The sequence below is a fragment of the Bdellovibrio bacteriovorus genome (assembly GCF_001592735.1).
Lineage (GTDB): Bacteria > Bdellovibrionota > Bdellovibrionia > Bdellovibrionales > Bdellovibrionaceae > Bdellovibrio > Bdellovibrio bacteriovorus_D.
In genome coordinates, this window is record NZ_LUKE01000001.1 from 814,482 (window position 1) to 829,807 (window position 15,326).

18 protein-coding genes are annotated in these 15,326 nt (G+C 44.8%); 11 read left to right on the plus strand and 7 right to left on the minus strand.

The annotated features are described in order from the left end of the window. Nucleotides 1–49 precede the first annotated feature (49 nt). From fliE to AZI86_RS03880, 5 genes are all read right to left on the minus strand, one after another. Nucleotides 50–388, minus strand: a complete 339-nt coding sequence (gene fliE, locus AZI86_RS03860; RefSeq protein ID WP_061833772.1) for a flagellar hook-basal body complex protein FliE — start codon at nt 386–388, stop codon at nt 50–52. A gap of 78 nt (nt 389–466) precedes the next feature. Beyond that, nucleotides 467–910 (minus strand): flagellar basal body rod protein FlgC, encoded by a 444-nt coding sequence (flgC, locus tag AZI86_RS03865; RefSeq protein ID WP_061833773.1) that lies wholly within the window; start codon nt 908–910, stop codon nt 467–469. Then, the gene (flgB, locus tag AZI86_RS03870; RefSeq protein ID WP_061833774.1) at nt 910–1,323 is read right to left on the minus strand and encodes a flagellar basal body rod protein FlgB; all 414 of its coding nucleotides are present in this window, start codon (nt 1,321–1,323) and stop codon (nt 910–912) included. Before flgB ends, flgC begins: the two co-directional genes overlap by 1 nt. Further along, nucleotides 1,320–2,162 (minus strand): sigma 54-interacting transcriptional regulator, encoded by an 843-nt coding sequence (locus AZI86_RS03875; protein WP_061833775.1) that lies wholly within the window; start codon nt 2,160–2,162, stop codon nt 1,320–1,322. Before AZI86_RS03875 ends, flgB begins: the two co-directional genes overlap by 4 nt. 8 nt (nt 2,163–2,170) lie before the next feature. Continuing rightward, a complete protein-coding gene (locus AZI86_RS03880) occupies nt 2,171–4,960 on the minus strand; it encodes a tetratricopeptide repeat protein (RefSeq protein WP_061833776.1) in 2,790 nt (929 codons plus the stop codon). A 205-nt stretch (nt 4,961–5,165) separates the two neighbouring features. On the opposite strand from AZI86_RS03880, the gene AZI86_RS03885 reads away from it, so the two are divergent. From AZI86_RS03885 to AZI86_RS03925, 9 genes are all read left to right on the plus strand, one after another. Then, nucleotides 5,166–5,654 (plus strand): hypothetical protein, encoded by a 489-nt coding sequence (locus AZI86_RS03885; RefSeq protein WP_253715681.1) that lies wholly within the window; start codon nt 5,166–5,168, stop codon nt 5,652–5,654. Continuing rightward, a complete protein-coding gene (locus AZI86_RS03890) occupies nt 5,654–6,436 on the plus strand; it encodes an MlaE family ABC transporter permease (protein WP_061833778.1) in 783 nt (260 codons plus the stop codon). Before AZI86_RS03885 ends, AZI86_RS03890 begins: the two co-directional genes overlap by 1 nt. Further along, complete coding sequence (locus AZI86_RS03895) at nt 6,433–7,182, plus strand: ABC transporter ATP-binding protein (protein ID WP_061833779.1); 750 nt, start codon at nt 6,433–6,435, stop codon at nt 7,180–7,182. The genes AZI86_RS03890 and AZI86_RS03895 overlap by 4 nt, the downstream gene beginning before the upstream one ends. Next, on the plus strand, nt 7,182–7,994 hold the full coding sequence (locus tag AZI86_RS03900) for an MlaD family protein (RefSeq protein ID WP_061833780.1): 813 nt from the start codon (nt 7,182–7,184) through the stop codon (nt 7,992–7,994). Before AZI86_RS03895 ends, AZI86_RS03900 begins: the two co-directional genes overlap by 1 nt. 89 nt (nt 7,995–8,083) lie before the next feature. After that, the gene (locus AZI86_RS03905; protein ID WP_061833781.1) at nt 8,084–8,524 is read left to right on the plus strand and encodes a pseudoazurin; all 441 of its coding nucleotides are present in this window, start codon (nt 8,084–8,086) and stop codon (nt 8,522–8,524) included. Between the two features lie 78 nt (nt 8,525–8,602). Further along, nucleotides 8,603–9,748, plus strand: coding sequence for a hypothetical protein (locus tag AZI86_RS03910; RefSeq protein ID WP_157684617.1), 1,146 nt, complete (start codon nt 8,603–8,605; stop codon nt 9,746–9,748). 118 nt (nt 9,749–9,866) lie between these two features. Continuing rightward, the gene (locus AZI86_RS03915) at nt 9,867–10,652 is read left to right on the plus strand and encodes a hypothetical protein (protein ID WP_061833783.1); all 786 of its coding nucleotides are present in this window, start codon (nt 9,867–9,869) and stop codon (nt 10,650–10,652) included. Between the two features lie 134 nt (nt 10,653–10,786). Next, nucleotides 10,787–11,089 carry a helix-turn-helix domain-containing protein gene (locus AZI86_RS03920; RefSeq protein WP_061833784.1) on the plus strand — a complete coding sequence of 101 codons (303 nt, stop codon included), beginning with the start codon at nt 10,787–10,789 and terminating at the stop codon, nt 11,087–11,089. Next, nucleotides 11,086–11,985 carry a hypothetical protein gene (locus AZI86_RS03925; protein WP_061833785.1) on the plus strand — a complete coding sequence of 300 codons (900 nt, stop codon included), beginning with the start codon at nt 11,086–11,088 and terminating at the stop codon, nt 11,983–11,985. The genes AZI86_RS03920 and AZI86_RS03925 overlap by 4 nt, the downstream gene beginning before the upstream one ends. Here AZI86_RS03925 and AZI86_RS03930 read toward each other — a convergent pair. Next, nucleotides 11,954–12,712 carry a hypothetical protein gene (locus AZI86_RS03930; RefSeq protein WP_061833786.1) on the minus strand — a complete coding sequence of 253 codons (759 nt, stop codon included), beginning with the start codon at nt 12,710–12,712 and terminating at the stop codon, nt 11,954–11,956. The genes AZI86_RS03925 and AZI86_RS03930 overlap by 32 nt on opposite strands. A 237-nt stretch (nt 12,713–12,949) precedes the next feature. On the opposite strand from AZI86_RS03930, the gene AZI86_RS03935 reads away from it, so the two are divergent. Beyond that, nucleotides 12,950–13,222: a helix-turn-helix domain-containing protein gene (locus tag AZI86_RS03935; protein WP_061833787.1), complete on the plus strand. Its 273-nt coding sequence runs from the start codon at nt 12,950–12,952 to the stop codon at nt 13,220–13,222. Between the two features lie 179 nt (nt 13,223–13,401). Beyond that, complete coding sequence (locus AZI86_RS03940; RefSeq protein ID WP_061833788.1) at nt 13,402–14,220, plus strand: alpha/beta hydrolase; 819 nt, start codon at nt 13,402–13,404, stop codon at nt 14,218–14,220. Here AZI86_RS03940 and AZI86_RS03945 read toward each other — a convergent pair. After that, the gene (locus AZI86_RS03945) at nt 14,212–15,105 is read right to left on the minus strand and encodes a ThiF family adenylyltransferase (RefSeq protein WP_061833789.1); all 894 of its coding nucleotides are present in this window, start codon (nt 15,103–15,105) and stop codon (nt 14,212–14,214) included. The genes AZI86_RS03940 and AZI86_RS03945 overlap by 9 nt on opposite strands. Nucleotides 15,106–15,326: the final 221 nt, after the last annotated feature.

Below are 15,326 nucleotides of genomic sequence, written 5' to 3' on the forward strand. Positions count from 1 at the left end.
CCTGCGCGCCAACGGGCGCTTCGGCTTCCAACGCCTTGGCCTATCGGCCTTAAACCTGCATCTTCATAACTTCTTGATATGCATCGATGATTTTATTTCTCACTTGAACCATGACTTTCAAAGCGATATCCGCTTTTTCCGCCGCGATCATAACATCTGCCACGTTATCAGTTTTACCCGTAGCAAGATCTTGCATTGCTTTGTCTGATGATTTTTGCATTTCGTTGACGCCGCTCACCGCTTCTTTCAAAGTGTCGGCAAAACTTTTTCCTGCACCCGTTGTCGAAGTAGAGTTAGAAACTCCGCCTTCAATGGCAAGCGATTGAGAGTCTCGGGTGATACCGGTGTCAAGAAACCGATTCGAATTTGAAACTGTAAAACCTGCCATATGCCCATCCTGTGCGTATAACTAAATTGTAATATACCTGAGTGCGAATAGTCCTAAAAAATTGGCCTAGTCCTGGAACTATCTTCCTATCTCTAAGGCAGACAGAGCCATATCTTTTGACGCTTGAAGAGCTGTCACATTGGCCTCATAGGAACGCGATGCCTGTATCATATTGGTCATCTCTTCCATCAAATTGATGTTGGGATATGCGACGTATCCTTCAGGATTTGCATCAGGATGGTCCGGCTCATATTTAAGTAACGGCGCCTTGCGATCTGAGATAATATCCGTAACCTGGACCCGCTGAAAACTGCCCTTTGGATCTGTAGACGTAATGATCTCGCCAAAATTCTTAGCATCTGGCATCGACTCGAAAACCACGTCCTTACGGCGATAAGGCCCCCCTTCAGGAGTCTGGGTCGTATTAATATTGGCGATGTTACTCGCAATGGTGTTCATGCGCATTCTTTGCGCCGCCATACCACTGCTGGAAACTCTCATGCCCGTTAAAAAATCAGCCATTATCTACCTTCACTCGCTGCATACTTTAACGCTGCCATCTTTTTATTGATCAGCTGCAACGCCGCTTTGTACATGACGGCATTTTCTGACAACGCAGACATTTCTTTTTCTACATCAACGGTGTTGCCATCATTATTAACTTGGCCTTCGGGATCTTCGTAAATGTCGGGACGAGTTTTTGAGATGGACGTACCGCCTACAGCAAAATGTTCGCTGTTGCTGGTGCTTAAGCCCTTGGCGCCATCAGTATCGAGAGCTCTTTGCAAGGCCCCTTCGAAATCAAGTTTTTTTGCTTGATAGCCCGGCGTCTCGGCATTGGCAATATTTGATGAAGTCACGTTGTGACGAAGTTGGCGCATGGCCAAGGACGTCGCTAAGGCATTGGTTGTTTTGTCAAAAAGACCGCTGCTCATAACACCCCTTCCATTCTATATTCGTTCAATTTATTTCTTAATGTTCTAATACTAATCCCTAACATCTGCGCCGCGCGAGTGCGGTTCTGCGCTGTAAGTTCCAAGGTCTGTAAAATAAGACGCTTTTCCACCTCAGAAAGGGACATCCCTGGCGCAAAATCCAGGGCTAGATCTTCATTAACAGCCTCAAACTGAATAGCGTCGGCTTCAATGTGTGAAGATTTTGCAAGAACCACGGCTCTTTCCACCACGTTCTCAAGCTCGCGGATATTGCCAGGCCAATTCCAAGAGTTCAAACGACCATAAGCTTCGGCCGATAAAGACATCCCATTTTTGCCGTGCATAATTTGTGATACTTCTAAAATGAAATTCACGATTTTGCCGAAATCAGTCGCGCGATCTTCCAAGCGTGGCATTTCTAAATGAACCACCGCGAGTTTATAAAACAAGTCCTGACGGAATTGCTCTTGTTTTACCAAGGCACGAATATCACGACGTGAAGTTGAAATGAAACGCGGTCGAGTCGCATCAGTACGCTCTACCAACTTCATCAATTCCCCTTGAAGGGCTAGACTTGCACAATCAAGATCTTCGATCAAAAGGGTGCCGCCGTCGACGCGGTTGAAATCAAATCCGCCCGAGTTTTTGCAATCCAAAACATAAAGTCTTGGCGAGCGACTTTTAGCGTAAATGTAACGAGCCAAACTAGTTTTACCCACGCCCGCTTCACCCACCACCAATAAACTGGCTTGAGTAGCCGCAAGTTGCAAACCCAGTTGCTTCACTTCATGCATCTTTCTATCTTCAATAGTCAACGCATCGAAATCAAAGTAAGACATCCAAACTCCTATTTACCTTGCTCGTTCTCAGACATAGCTGGAATTCTTTTAATATATTTCTTGTAGTCATCGCGCCAACTGGAGTTCTTAAGCTGCTCTTGAGCTAAGTTTTTCCAGAATTCGCTTTTATCACCTTTAAAATCACTCCAAGCTTCCGCGGCCTTTTTAGACTCGCCACGCTTAAAGTAAATTTGTCCTAACTTGTAACGAATCGAAGAAAGGGGACGTGTTTCTTCGTATTTTTCTAAGAGTTTTTCGAATGCCGCGATCGCTTTGTCGTCTTCACCCTTGGACAAAAGCGTTTCACCCAAAGACTCTAAGGCCTTGGCGTGAACAGCCGGAGCTACTTTACCGGAATCTGTTTGTAACTGATCCACCATTTCCAAAGCTTGGATGGCTTCCGGAAAACGACCTTGCTTCAATTGAAGCTCTGCCAGTTTCAAATAAGGTTCCGCGACGAGTTCCGGCTGACCCTTCCAGGTTCTTAAAAGCTCACCCAAGTAACGGATGGCAGATTCATTATCGCCGCGTTTTTCCAACAACTTCACCGCTATGTTGACACGCTCAATTTGCGCGTGATCCGGAAGCTTTTCCGGAGTTTTAATATTTTTTAAATGCTCATAAGCTTGATTGTATTTTTGTTCTTGCGTGAAGACCGCAGCCAAACGCAGATTCAACTCGTCTTCGCCGGGCGTTTGCTCTTTCACTTGAATCTCTTTTGCTTCAGGAGTTCCACGGATGGCGTAGGTGCGATTAAGAACATCTTTATAATATTTTTCGGCTTCGTTGGGGGCGCCGCCCAGTTCAAAAGAACGACCGACGTAATATTTCGTATCTAGACGTTTAGAATTTTTTAACCAGGTATCCGCATACTGACTGTGGGTGCGTAAGCTCTGGATAAAGTTTCCTGATTCCACTTCAGATTCCAACTTATCGTTAATATTGGAAACGATACGATTGGTCATAAGTGGTACGTCAACCGAAGTCGGATTTTCTTTATAGTACTTTGAAAGAAGGTCGATAGATTTTTGATATTCTTTACGACGAGTGTAACCGTCAGCCACCATCACCGTCGCGAATTGCTCGATATTTGGCAAATCTACTTTTTTAGCCAGTGACATGATTTCTTCAACCGCACTGCGAACTTCTTTGGGCTTCATCGCCGTCATACGCGCACTTAACAAACGCAAACGAGCAATCACCGCATTTGGACTTTCGCCATAACGGAAGTACGTTTCTAAATAAGCACCCATCACCCGCGATGTATCGGCACCGAAGATGTCTAACAATTCACCCACCCGGGTCATCGCGTAAGCGGCATTTTCATCACTCGGAAATTTTTTGATAAAGTCACGATAGACGTCCAAGCTCTTATTGTATTTACCCATCAAAAATAAGGACTCTGCCTGGTTATAGTAAGCGTTCGGGTAAGTGCCCTGAGCTTCAGGATACTTTTTTAAAGAAGCTTCATAGCTTTCGACCGCTTTTGGATAATTCTTAGATCGGAACCACACATCCCCTTTGCGGAAGGAAGCTTCTACTTTCAAATCGCGATTGGTCGAATTCTTTTCAACATTATCAAATTGCTCGACCGCTTCGACACTGCGATTTAACTTCATGAACGCAAGACCTGAACCGATGCGCGCCATATCTTTAGAGATCGAATTGTTGTCCGGAAAGTTTTTATTTTCGATATGTTCATTAAAGGCCCGCAAAGCCCCTAAGAAGTCGCCTCTTTCTAAAGTGTAGTAACCAATTTTAAGGGATGTACGCTCCGCAAGCGGAGACTTTGGATATTTTTCCACCGCTTCTTTATAAAGCTGCATCGCCTCTTCATAACTTGCGATGCGTTTTTCACTTTGCCATAAAGCCAAGTGCACGTCGGCCGTCATAAAATCGATGATTTCGTTATATTCAGACTTCGGATATTTTTCTTTAAACCATTTTTGCGTTTTTAAAAAAACCGAGTAACGTTGTTTTTCAAACAGAGTTAAAAGCAAACGGGCCTGTTTGTTTTCTTCTGACGCTTGCGGGCTGATTTCATAAATGGAAGGTGTCACCTTCATTTTATCCCAATACGTCATCGGCGATTCCATCATCGGGAATGGGATATAATAATTGTCGCGCGCGCGGATCATCGCCTCTTCTTTGATTTCATAATCTTTGATCGCGAAACGATCATAATCGGGATCGCCCCCATCAAAGATACCTGAACGAGCTGGACCATCATTCATCGCAACAGAAACACCGTTATTAGCGATCACCAAAGAATCTGCCGTGGCAGGCTTACGTCCTTTTGCAACCTTGTCAGTTTGTTCTTTTACTACTGGTTTAGATACCTTAGCTGGTAATTTTGTTGGCAGAGTTTCGCTTTTATCTTCCTTCTTCGCAACCGGAGCCGCTTTGGACGAAGGGTTCACGTAAAAATCGATAATCAATCTTGACGGTTGGTCCGTCAGATAATCGAAAGAATCAATCCCTTCATTAGCCAAGCTAAACGAAATGATATGCTTTCCATCTGGACCTTTTTGGTCAACAGAAACGCCTGTCACAAACTCACTCTTAAAAGAATTCAGCTTTTGGATAGTCGCTTCATCCATCGCAGGTACACTCATCTGAACGACAGGTTTTCCCTTACGATCCAAGCGTTTAACGTCATAGTCCCAGCTTTGTTGACCGCTAAGTTCCATGTGAACCGTGTCGCCCTGAAATTGAATAGTACCGTTCACGCCAGCAGCGTGTACCGCTAGACCAAAGAACAGGCTTCCTGCCACGATGATTTGAATGATAGTGTTCACTCCTTGAACCCCTCTGCTTACTCACATAATGCTGTTGCACATACGGTGCCATGCCTTGCCAAGGTCCATTGGCAAATAAGTTCAAGATGGGCAAAAAGTTTCATAGAATTTCTGTCAGGCCTGACAAACTCATGACAGAGACATTGGTCGAGAATCATGAGAGCATGGTCAATAATAATGACGAAGTTTCCGATAGATAGGTGATATGAAAAACCACATCATTGTTTGCAGCATGTTTATACTTCTTGGAGGATGTGTCTCGGTTTCCCTGCCGGGAAAAAAAGTTGTTTCCGCCAAGGACGTGGCGTTTGAAGCGCCTTCCTCGCCGTTTAAAGAAATCAAAATGTCCAACGTCGATAAGGCTTGGCTGAGTGATAAAACCGCGAACACCATTTCTTATTTTTCTGAATGCGGCAATACCGCAGATCCCTCACTGGAAACTTTAGAGAGTGATGCGGTTTCAGCGATCAATGACTTAAAAGTTATTAAATCGGAGGACCTTCAGTTTAACGGTCGCGAAGCCCGTCAAACTATCGTCACCGGAAAATTAGACGGTGTGCCGGTCAAGATGTCCTTTGTTCTTCTTAAGAAAAATGGCTGCAATTACACCTTAAGTTATGGCGGAACCGCCGCGCAGTTTTCCCAAGAGGAATCTGCTTTTGAAAACTTTAAAAGGAATTTTAGAGCACCCTGATGGATCACGTCGGTTTGAAGTTTTCCGTATTCATGATTGAAATCTTACGCTTCGTTGGGGGCGTGGGACTATTGACGCGCGATTTCTTTAAAGAGCTTAAAGGTCGCTTTTACTGGAAACTTTTATCTGAACAGATTTACCAGGTCGGCATGCGTTCGTTGCCTTTGATTGTGATCACTTCGATCAGCATTGGTATGGTGATGTCTTTACAATTCGGACTGGGCTTAGAAAAGTTTGGCGGAAAAATGTACGTCCCAAAACTTTTAGCCGTCACCATCTTGCGCGAAATGGGTCCGGTATTTACAAGCTTGATGCTTGCCGCCCGTGTCGGCGCCGGGATCGCCAGCGAAATTGGCAGTATGGTCGTCACTCAACAAATTGATGCAATTCGTGCGCTGGGAACCTCGCCGATTAAAAAAATTGTGATTCCACGCGTGTTAGCGTGTTTGATTACATTACCGATCTTGGTTTCTATCGCCAATGTTGTGGGCAATATGGGTGGGTTGATCATCGGTGCGACCGAGTTGAATCTAGATCCTAATTTTTATCTTTTAAAAGTTCTGACCACTTCAAGCATTGGTGATTACCTTTCAGGATTTGGCAAAACGTTCTTTTTTGCCTTTTTCATCGCCATTCCTTCTTGTTATTTTGGTTTGAATGTTAAAAACGGAACGAAAGAAGTTGGTATCGCGACAACCAAAGCGGTGGTGGTTTCTTCTATTTTGATTTTGGTCGGTGACTTTTTCTTAACAAAACTTTTCTGGATCGTGGAGAAACTATGAGCAACGAAAAACGATCTGGCGTTATTGAAGTCGTCGACTTTCATAAGTCCTTCGGAAACAAAAAAATTCATTCTGGTGTCAACTTCTATGTTCGCCGCGGGGAATGTCTCGGTCTGATCGGCGGATCGGGCACCGGAAAAAGTGTTCTTTTAAGAAGCCTGGTGGGATTAGAAAAACCTGACTCCGGGCAAATTCTTATCGACGGCACGGACATCTCAGGAATGAAAGAACGCGAGCTGGTTGAAATTCGTAAAAAAGTGGCTTACGTATTCCAAGGTGGCGCTTTATTTGATTCAATGACGGTATACGAAAATCTCGCCTATCCTTTGCGCGAACATTTTAAATTTACTGAAAAAGAAGTCGAGACAAAAATTCGCGAGCAGCTTGAAGAGTTTGGCCTCCCCGGCTCCGAAAATCTTTACCCCGGGAATCTTTCAGGTGGTATGCAAAAGCGCGTGGGCTTAGCACGCGCGATGATGATGCATCCCGAAGTGGTTTTATATGACGAGCCCACGGCCGGGTTAGATCCTTACAATACCAAAAAAATCCAAGAATCTGTTTTGTCTTTAAAGGCCAAAGGAGTGACCTCGATCTTAGTCACTCACGACATGCCAACAGTTTACGCCGTGTGCGATAAAGTGGCCTTATTACTGAATGGTCGCATCGGTGAGCAATATACCATTGATAAATTAAAACAAGAGCCTGACGGACCTATGTTCCAGTTCATTAACGGAGAAAGCGCATAATGGAATCGCAATCAAGTACACAAATCAAAGTGGGCATTTTCCTTTCGGTGGGTATCATCTTTATTTTAGGCTCCATCTTTTTTTTGGGCGCCGACAAAGCTTTGTTCACGAACTACATACGCATTCATGCTCACTTCGACCAAGTTCAAGGACTCTCTGAAGGCAGTGTGGTTTCTCTCTCTGGTATCAATGTGGGTAACGTCGAAAAAATCACCTTCCTTCCGGAAGTAAATGCCTTAGATGTAAAAATGAAAGTGAATGAAAATTTTCGCGCGCGCATTCGCAAAGGATCACAAGTGGAAATCCGCACCCAAGGGGCTTTGGGGGATAAGTTTGTCTTTATCATTCCAGGTGATCCGAAAGCAGAAATGGTAGATCAAGGAGATGTCCTTGAAGTCGCGCGCGCCACGGATTTAATCGGGGTGATTTCAGAGCGCGGTGGTGAAACCGGAAAGATTTTTGATATTATCAACGACCTTCATAAGATGACCAGTGCCATGACAGCGAATAACCGCATGGAGCGTCTGATGGCAAATCTTGAAAAGGCATCAAACAGCCTTAATGCCGCAGGGACTCAGGCAGATAAGATGATCACTCAAATTAACTCCAATGGCGGTGGAGAGAAGCTCGCCAAATCTATTGATCGCATGAATTCGATCATGACGAAGATAGACAAAGGTGAGGGATCTTTAGGAGCCTTGATCAATGACCCGTCAATTCATAACCAGCTTAAAAATATGCTGGGTGGATCGACGCGTAAAAACAACGTCAAGTCCCTGTTACGAACCTCTATTGAGAAAGAAGAAAAGTAATCCAGACCTAAGCGGGGCGCAACATTCCGTGGCCTTTACTCTTAGGATCTGAAGGGATATCTTTGTAGCACATAAACAAAGAGGACCTAATGAAAACACTTTTCTTATCTATTCTTTCTGCATCTCTATTTTTCGGTATTGCTTCTCAAGCCGCTACTCACGAAATCAAAATGTTGAATAACGGCAAAGAAGGCATCATGGTTTTTGAGCCCGCTTATCTAAAAGCCGCTAAAGGTGACACCATTAAATTCATTCCCACAGACGCGGCTCACGACGTGGCTTCAGTGACGATTCCTAAAGGGGCAAAAGCTTTTAAAGGTGAAGTCGGTAAACCAGTGACGGTAAAAGTAACCGAAGAAGGCGTTTATGTTTACGAATGCAAGTCTCACCTTCCCATGGCCATGGTGGGTGTGATTCAAGTAGGTGCAGCCACAAATTTAGCTGACGCTAAAAAAGGTGCCACTGACCTAGCGAAAGCTTTTGTGATGAACAAAGACCGTCTGGATAAATACTTGGCACAAGTGAAATAATTCCAAAGCCCACGTCGCAAAACGTGGGCTCACTTCCCCCGTCTTGTTTTTCACAGTGCCTTAAGCTACATCATGGGCATGAAGAAATACGTCTTTTCCGCCACTCTTCTTTTATTTGCTATTCCGGCATTAGCCGCCACCCAAAACCGCACTGAATCTGTTCGAAACGCCAAAGTCTGGCTCGCGCCCGCTTGGATTTCGAAAGATTTTAGCTTCTCTGCCGATCTTGATGTCTTAAAAGGCCCACCGCCAGAACCTGAAGACATGAATCTTTTAAAAAGACCGGTCACGTGTGAAGTCAACGAGCGCTCAATGGAAAAAAAGTTAGGCGGAAGAACGCGCAAATTTAATTGCGAACTGCCGCAAGAAAAAAAGTCTCTTATCAAGGTGAAGTATCGCTTTAAAAACGGTGAAATTTCTGGTGAGCTTTTTGGTACACGCCTTTTATGGGCCTTAGGCTTTGCCGCAGATCGCATGTTCTTTATTGATAAGCTGGATTGTTTTGGGTGCACCGAAGACCCTTTTAAGGATTACCGCATTGATCCTACTTCCAAAACTAATCCCCGATCATTTGAACTTGTGGCGGTCGAAAGAAAGTTTGAAGGTAAAGAAATTAAGGTCAAAAAGCTTTTCGGCGAATACGAGGGGTGGTCGTTCGGAGAACTCATGAGGTTTTTGCCGGAAACGCCCGGTTCAAAAGCGAGAGCGCTTGTAGAGCGCGAAGCTTTGCGTTTGCTGGCGATCTTTCTTATGCATGGAGATAACAAAGACGACAATCAAAGTCTGATCTGCTTAGGTAAGACCAATGATCAAGGCGGATGCAGCGGTGAAACCGTTTTGATGATTCATGACCTTGGCGCGACATTCGGAAAAGGTTACGACCCGCAAGAGGCGAGCAAAACCAATCTTCAAGATTGGAGCAACTCCCCTATATGGGAAAATCCTAAGCGCTGTATCGCGACGATGGGCCCCAGCCACACCTCTGATCTAGAGAGAACCGTGATTAAAGAACAAGGCCGCGTGTTTCTTGCTAAGTTATTAAGAGGTTTCGTTCAAGGTGACGCTGGTAAAGAACGAGTCCGCGATCTTTTCCGCTCGGGTCGGGGAGATTTGCGATCGGCTTCAATTGAAGAATGGACCGAAGTGTTTTTAAGAAAAGTCGATGAAATCGAGTTTCCGATGGGTAAAGCCAACCGCTCATTTACCTGCCCCACACGTTTTTAACTTTGTTTCGGCGCTTTCTGGCGCCGAACCCGTCTTAAGTCGAGACACGACGTCGCCATTCCATAATCCTTCATATATCATAATGAAATAATATAAATGGACCTTCCTGGGGGATTGAATGGTTTCATTTTGGCGAATTTCGCTAGCAAGCACCTTGGCTTTTTCTTTGTTCATGACAAGCATTCCACTTCACGCCGCGAAGGCGATGTCCACGGCGGACCAGTGGGAAGAAATCAAAGACATTTTAGATCTAGCCGTGCCCGTTCGTAAGGATGAAACTTTTGCGGAAACATACTACCGCATGGAGACACGCTTAGCTGATTCCCAAAAAAGAGAATTCGCGGAGCTCAATAAAAAATTTGATTACAAGTTAGGAAAAACCAAAGCGGTTTCCGCCAAAGTGACGGAAGACTCCGTCATTCTTAAAGATGGTCCTGAGGAGATGATCATCAAGGTTCAGAAAAGTAAAGAGGGCGAACTTTATATTTCCGTGAATGGCAAAACCATGACTGCCGACCAGGCACAATCGCCATTAAAGACCTATGAGTTTCTAAATAAGCTTTCCCCCACTGCCAAAGATAAAAAATCGGCGTGGCTATGGAATATCTTTGTTCCCGAATCCCAGGCCTTTTCATTTTCTTGGCCGATGATCATTGCGGGCACTTTGGTCGTCGGTGGTTTGGGTTATCTGGCTTACAAAAAGTTCTTTAAAAAAGAAAAAACCTGCAAAAACAAGGCGGCCGTTTGCTGTAATCAAAATGCCACCCTAGTTCAGTTGGAAAACGGGTGCTGCACAGAGTCCGGCGGCCTTGAATCGGGCTTTACCACATGTCCTACGCCGCTTTATATCGACGGCGGAACCGGTACAACCACCAACACCGGCACCTCCACGGGAACTCAATAGTCCCTCATTTCAATGAAGTTTCATTTACCTAGAAGTGACTGTCCAATACCCTGACAGTCACTTCTTGTTTACAAAACAAATTTTCGATGTAGACAGTCCAACCGCCTTCTAGTTAAAAATAGGGGGAGGCTGATATGATTCATTCGATCCTGAAGGATCAAAACCCCTATTTTCGCGCGTATTTTGGTCGCTATCTTAAACAGAAGCGCCAGAGCCTGAATTTGACGGGTAAAGCTATCGCCCTTAAATGCAAAATACCGGAATCATCTTATCGCCGGCTTGAGCAAGGGCGCGCGAAAATCAAAATTGAAAGCTTAGAAGTTCTTTTTCCGATTCTTCGCTTAGACCTGGTGGAAATTTTTGAAATCAGCCAAATCGCAAAAGTGGCCTGCGCCAACGAAATCGCCAAAGAGCTGAGCGAGAATTATCCGATATGAGATCCTCTAAGCGTGCCTCTGACGAATCCACTCGCTTGCGTGAACTGATTCAAGAAATCGGCCTGCCCTTACGTCGTCTGCCGGATATTATCGAAGAAAAACCCGAAGACTGCCTTTCGTGGTGGTCGCAGTTAAACAACAACATCAAAATCACCGAAAGCCATTTCGAAAGAATTGCTAAGTTTTCGGGTATTGATGAAAGAAATCTTTTTTCTAGCGACTATGATCGTGAGCTTGCTCGCCGACGCGTCCACGGGGACTATCTTTCCTTGCCAGAACGCTACGCTGAAAATCAAAACAGCTTCTTGCGCACCTCGGCCCATATCATGCGTTATGTGGTTTTAACTCGTGGTCAATGGTTTGCGGATCAGATTTTGATCAGCATGAATGTCTCTCCACTGATCTATCAAAATACCGACACGCTCATAAATTTGACCTATTTCGCTGATCTGCTGGCCGCATTAGAAAAAAATGGATTTTCCCAACAAGAGTTAGATACCTTGGCCAGCGTGATCTTTCTGACCTTACAGGACACGGCCCTGGGTAAAAAATTTCAGTCCGCGGAATCTTTGAGCGATGTGTATTCGGTTCTGGATGAAAATTTCGGGTATTTTGATTCCAATTTTGAATATAAAGGCAGTTTTGTTAAGAACACGTACACGTTAACAACAATTCTTCCTTTGAATCAGCATCAGAATTTGATCCAAGGTTCTAAGAGCTTTAATTTTCTTTTTCGCTATCGCCACATTCTTTTGGCCTGGTTTCCATTCTTAGCGGGAATGCCTCCCCGCTTCCCAAGAACGGAAATCAGCAGCAAAGGTGACATTTTAAAAGTCACCTATGTGTCTGACTTAGATTCAAAACTTAAGCCGCGTCCGAAGTTGCTGGCCCTTTAAGGTGTCGCGCAAACAATTCGTTCACAAAAGCCGTCAGGCTTTGTGCCGGACGACCTGACTCTGGAAATATCTCGTAGGTATCGTCCAAAAGTTCTTTGTATGTTTGATAGACCTGGTAAAAATGTTGAAGGTTGAAGTTTTCTACCATCAACATCATATGCGGCGTCTTGATCACCGGATGCTCAAAGATCAAACCCTTTTCAGAGTCCCCGAGTTTTTCTAACCATCGAGACGCATTATAGGTCTCGTTCGTGCAACCGACAATATTATCGCAACCACTTCGCAAAACATTCATACACACCATAAAGTAGCCCAGATCTGAAAGATTCAAGCCTGAGTTCTTTTTGGAATAGTTCACATCCACAAACCAGGCATTGCAATCCACAAGCTCGGTGTGTCTTTTGCGGAAACTGTTAAAGGAATTTTGCAGAGATTCTTCCATGCGTGGTATGAGGCCTAGCAGCGGCGTATCTAAGCGGTGCTTTTCTGCGCGCGACAAAAATGTCGTTCGGATCGCAAATATCAGTTTTGGATCCAAAAATTCGGTCGTGTCATAGATAAGGTAATGGGTCCCGATCATATCGTGCTTATCGGTGACAACGTAATTAGGCTCGGTTCTCAGGAAGTTTTTTTGCTTTGCGAAAACCGTATCGGACAATATTTTTTGAGCCACGGGTCTGTCGAGCTGTTCTTTGGGGTAATCCAAAATTACCAATCGGAATTTCATAGAATCTCCACATCTGTTCATATTTCGGCAAGATAGGAGACAAAATAAAGGCTAGTTTATTAAATTCACATTGTTTAGTTGATTACGCGATAGCGCCCAGTTCCGTTTTAAGACGTCCCCAGGGCAACAATTTTCCGTTTTGGCGGGCATTGTAAAATAGAGCCTTCGATACATGGCATATTGTTTACCGTCGAATTTTGCGATATGACCAAAGCAAATCTAAGCCGAGGGACATTTATGGCAAAGACAATTAGTTTCGCTCAATATTTAAAAGACAGCCGAATCGCGGCAGGTCTTTCTCAAAGGGACGTTTCAGAGAAACTGGGGTACACAACATCTCAATTTGTTTCGAACTGGGAACGAGGCCTTTCAACTCCTCCGAACAAAGCCGTAAAAAAATTGGCAGAACTTTACAACCTTTCTATCGAAGAATTTCTAGATCTTCTTTTGCAGGAAACCCTTCAGCAGGTGACCCTGGATTTTAAGAAAAAATTTAAAAAGATGTTGTAAGAAAGAGCCCTCCGTAACGAGGGCTTTTTTTTCTCATATTGGAGCGTCCACTCACCACTCCAAAAAAAATTGCACACATTCGATGTAAGCTCAGATATTATAAAAACGGAGGCATGGCTAAAACTTAAGATGCATGGCAAACAAGCATGGATTTTAGGTGGCGGACCGTTGATTGGGCTATGAGTCTCTTTTTTATTCATGGTGGGCCGGGATTTAATTCCCAGCCTGATCGTCTTATTTTATCCGATAAACTGAAAGCTCAGGGAATACCGGCTGTATTCTGGGATGAACCTTCGGCGTTCCGGCCTGAGGGCACTCCGTTTGTTCCGGCCCAGGCCTACACCCATTGGCGGAATGACCTCCGAGCCGCCCTTGAACAAGCCAAACCCAAACTTATTGTCGCTTCTTCATTTGGAGCTCGAGGATTGACCGACCTTCTTCGTCTCCATCCCCAGTTGCAGGTGGAGCAGATCCTTCTTTTAGGGCCCACCATGGATCTAGGAGCCGTTTTCAAACGAATGATGGCCTTATCTGAAAAAGACCTTCAGTCCAAGGCACCGGATGTCGCACGAAGATTGCGAGAATGCCGCGAAGGCAGCCAAAACTTCTGGGACCCTTTGATGCAAGAAGGCCTGGGACTTGTGTGGCAAAACCCGCTACTTTTAACCCATTACTTCGAAAACAAAGAAACCTTAGGTGTGTGGGCCAGCGTAGGCCGAGATCCCCGCTTTGCCATCGACATGGGATCACAAGTCGCGGTCTTAAACGAAATGGCCCAAATCCATCTGCCTCAACTCTTCACGCCGTTGAATATCCCAATCACAGTCTTAAGTGGTGCTTCAGATCCTGTCTTTAACAAGCTTGAAGTTGAAAGGGAACTCAAGCCCGTCTTTAACCACGTGAACTTTGTGGAGTGGAAAGGCTGTGGCCACTGCCCGCAAATGGAAAAGCCGACGGAGTTCATTGAATTTGTTAAGCGGTTATTAAATCTATCTTAAGCGTCGCAAGTGGGATCGCATTTTGCGACGTAAAGCAAAACTTCGCAGCCAATTCGAAAACCGCTCTTTACGCGTGTAGCGATAAGGAGCTAAATCCAAATGCCATCCCGAAATAAGCTCCCCTGTTCCGACAAGTTTCATCAGTGCCGGTACGATGATCGCAGAAAGCGCATCAGACGTGCACCCCATCTGCGGAGCAAAATCAATCTTTTGCTCAAAAAGATCAACAAGCAAACTGACGCAATCATTGGGTATGATGTGCAATGGATAGATCGCACACAACGCCGCGATCGGATGTTTAGCCGTCAGCGCCGCATCGGCTTTTCCTTTTAAAGGTGCAATCTCTCCGCGGCGATAATCATAACTGCAACCCCATTGCAAATAACCTAGATCCAAACCACTTAGAACGGGCTTTTTAAATTTATGACACTTTTGGTGTAATAAAACTTTGGCCTTAATACCCGATGGAGTTGTTACGTCCACCGCATCAAAAATGAAATCCGCCCATTCCACCAAACGATCCACATTTTGCGCATTGATACCATCTTCACTGACTCCGACTTCCGTGTAGGGGTTGATACTTTTAATTTCTTTGGCATGAAAAGCCGCCTTGTTTTCGCCCAAATTTTCTAAGCGTGCATGCTGACGATTCAAGTTATTCAATTCATAACTGCCATTATCCGCCAGGGCAAAATGCTGAACCCCCGCTCGCGCCAAAGCCTCGATACATGCTCCGCCTGTACTGCCACAACCCGCGATCAGCACGCGCACTTGAGACAATTTTTTTTGTAAATCAGAAGAGACAAAATGAAAATTACGGCAGGTCAATTCGGCATAAAAAGAAACGGGATCCGTAGGTTTCAAGGGCTGGACGGCTTGACTCATAAACATTCTCCAATTTGTTTTAAGATAGATATCCGAGGGAAGACTGACAAGGCCGGATCTCTATTACAAAGAACTCTCCAGACCTAAGGCCGCAGCACCTGAACAAATCACGGCACGTGTTAGAAAAATTCTTCTTAAGATCGCCTACGACGGCGATGACCGTGGAATCTAAATTGCTCATTTTATCTTCTGGAGCGCTAAAAAAATGAACGTCTCATAAT

Coding starts and splice junctions, on each gene's coding strand:
- fliE (WP_061833772.1), bottom strand. CDS start 388: ATGGCAGGTTTTACAGTTTCAAATTCGAATCGGTTTCTTGACACCGGT.
- flgC (WP_061833773.1), bottom strand. CDS start 910: ATGGCTGATTTTTTAACGGGCATGAGAGTTTCCAGCAGTGGTATGGCG.
- flgB (WP_061833774.1), bottom strand. CDS start 1,323: ATGAGCAGCGGTCTTTTTGACAAAACAACCAATGCCTTAGCGACGTCC.
- AZI86_RS03875 (WP_061833775.1), bottom strand. CDS start 2,162: ATGTCTTACTTTGATTTCGATGCGTTGACTATTGAAGATAGAAAGATG.
- AZI86_RS03885 (WP_253715681.1), top strand. CDS start 5,166: ATGAAAAACCACATCATTGTTTGCAGCATGTTTATACTTCTTGGAGGA.
- AZI86_RS03890 (WP_061833778.1), top strand. CDS start 5,654: ATGGATCACGTCGGTTTGAAGTTTTCCGTATTCATGATTGAAATCTTA.
- AZI86_RS03895 (WP_061833779.1), top strand. CDS start 6,433: ATGAGCAACGAAAAACGATCTGGCGTTATTGAAGTCGTCGACTTTCAT.
- AZI86_RS03900 (WP_061833780.1), top strand. CDS start 7,182: ATGGAATCGCAATCAAGTACACAAATCAAAGTGGGCATTTTCCTTTCG.
- AZI86_RS03905 (WP_061833781.1), top strand. CDS start 8,084: ATGAAAACACTTTTCTTATCTATTCTTTCTGCATCTCTATTTTTCGGT.
- AZI86_RS03910 (WP_157684617.1), top strand. CDS start 8,603: ATGAAGAAATACGTCTTTTCCGCCACTCTTCTTTTATTTGCTATTCCG.
- AZI86_RS03915 (WP_061833783.1), top strand. CDS start 9,867: ATGGTTTCATTTTGGCGAATTTCGCTAGCAAGCACCTTGGCTTTTTCT.
- AZI86_RS03920 (WP_061833784.1), top strand. CDS start 10,787: ATGATTCATTCGATCCTGAAGGATCAAAACCCCTATTTTCGCGCGTAT.
- AZI86_RS03925 (WP_061833785.1), top strand. CDS start 11,086: ATGAGATCCTCTAAGCGTGCCTCTGACGAATCCACTCGCTTGCGTGAA.
- AZI86_RS03930 (WP_061833786.1), bottom strand. CDS start 12,712: ATGAAATTCCGATTGGTAATTTTGGATTACCCCAAAGAACAGCTCGAC.
- AZI86_RS03935 (WP_061833787.1), top strand. CDS start 12,950: ATGGCAAAGACAATTAGTTTCGCTCAATATTTAAAAGACAGCCGAATC.
- AZI86_RS03940 (WP_061833788.1), top strand. CDS start 13,402: ATGAGTCTCTTTTTTATTCATGGTGGGCCGGGATTTAATTCCCAGCCT.
- AZI86_RS03945 (WP_061833789.1), bottom strand. CDS start 15,105: ATGAGTCAAGCCGTCCAGCCCTTGAAACCTACGGATCCCGTTTCTTTT.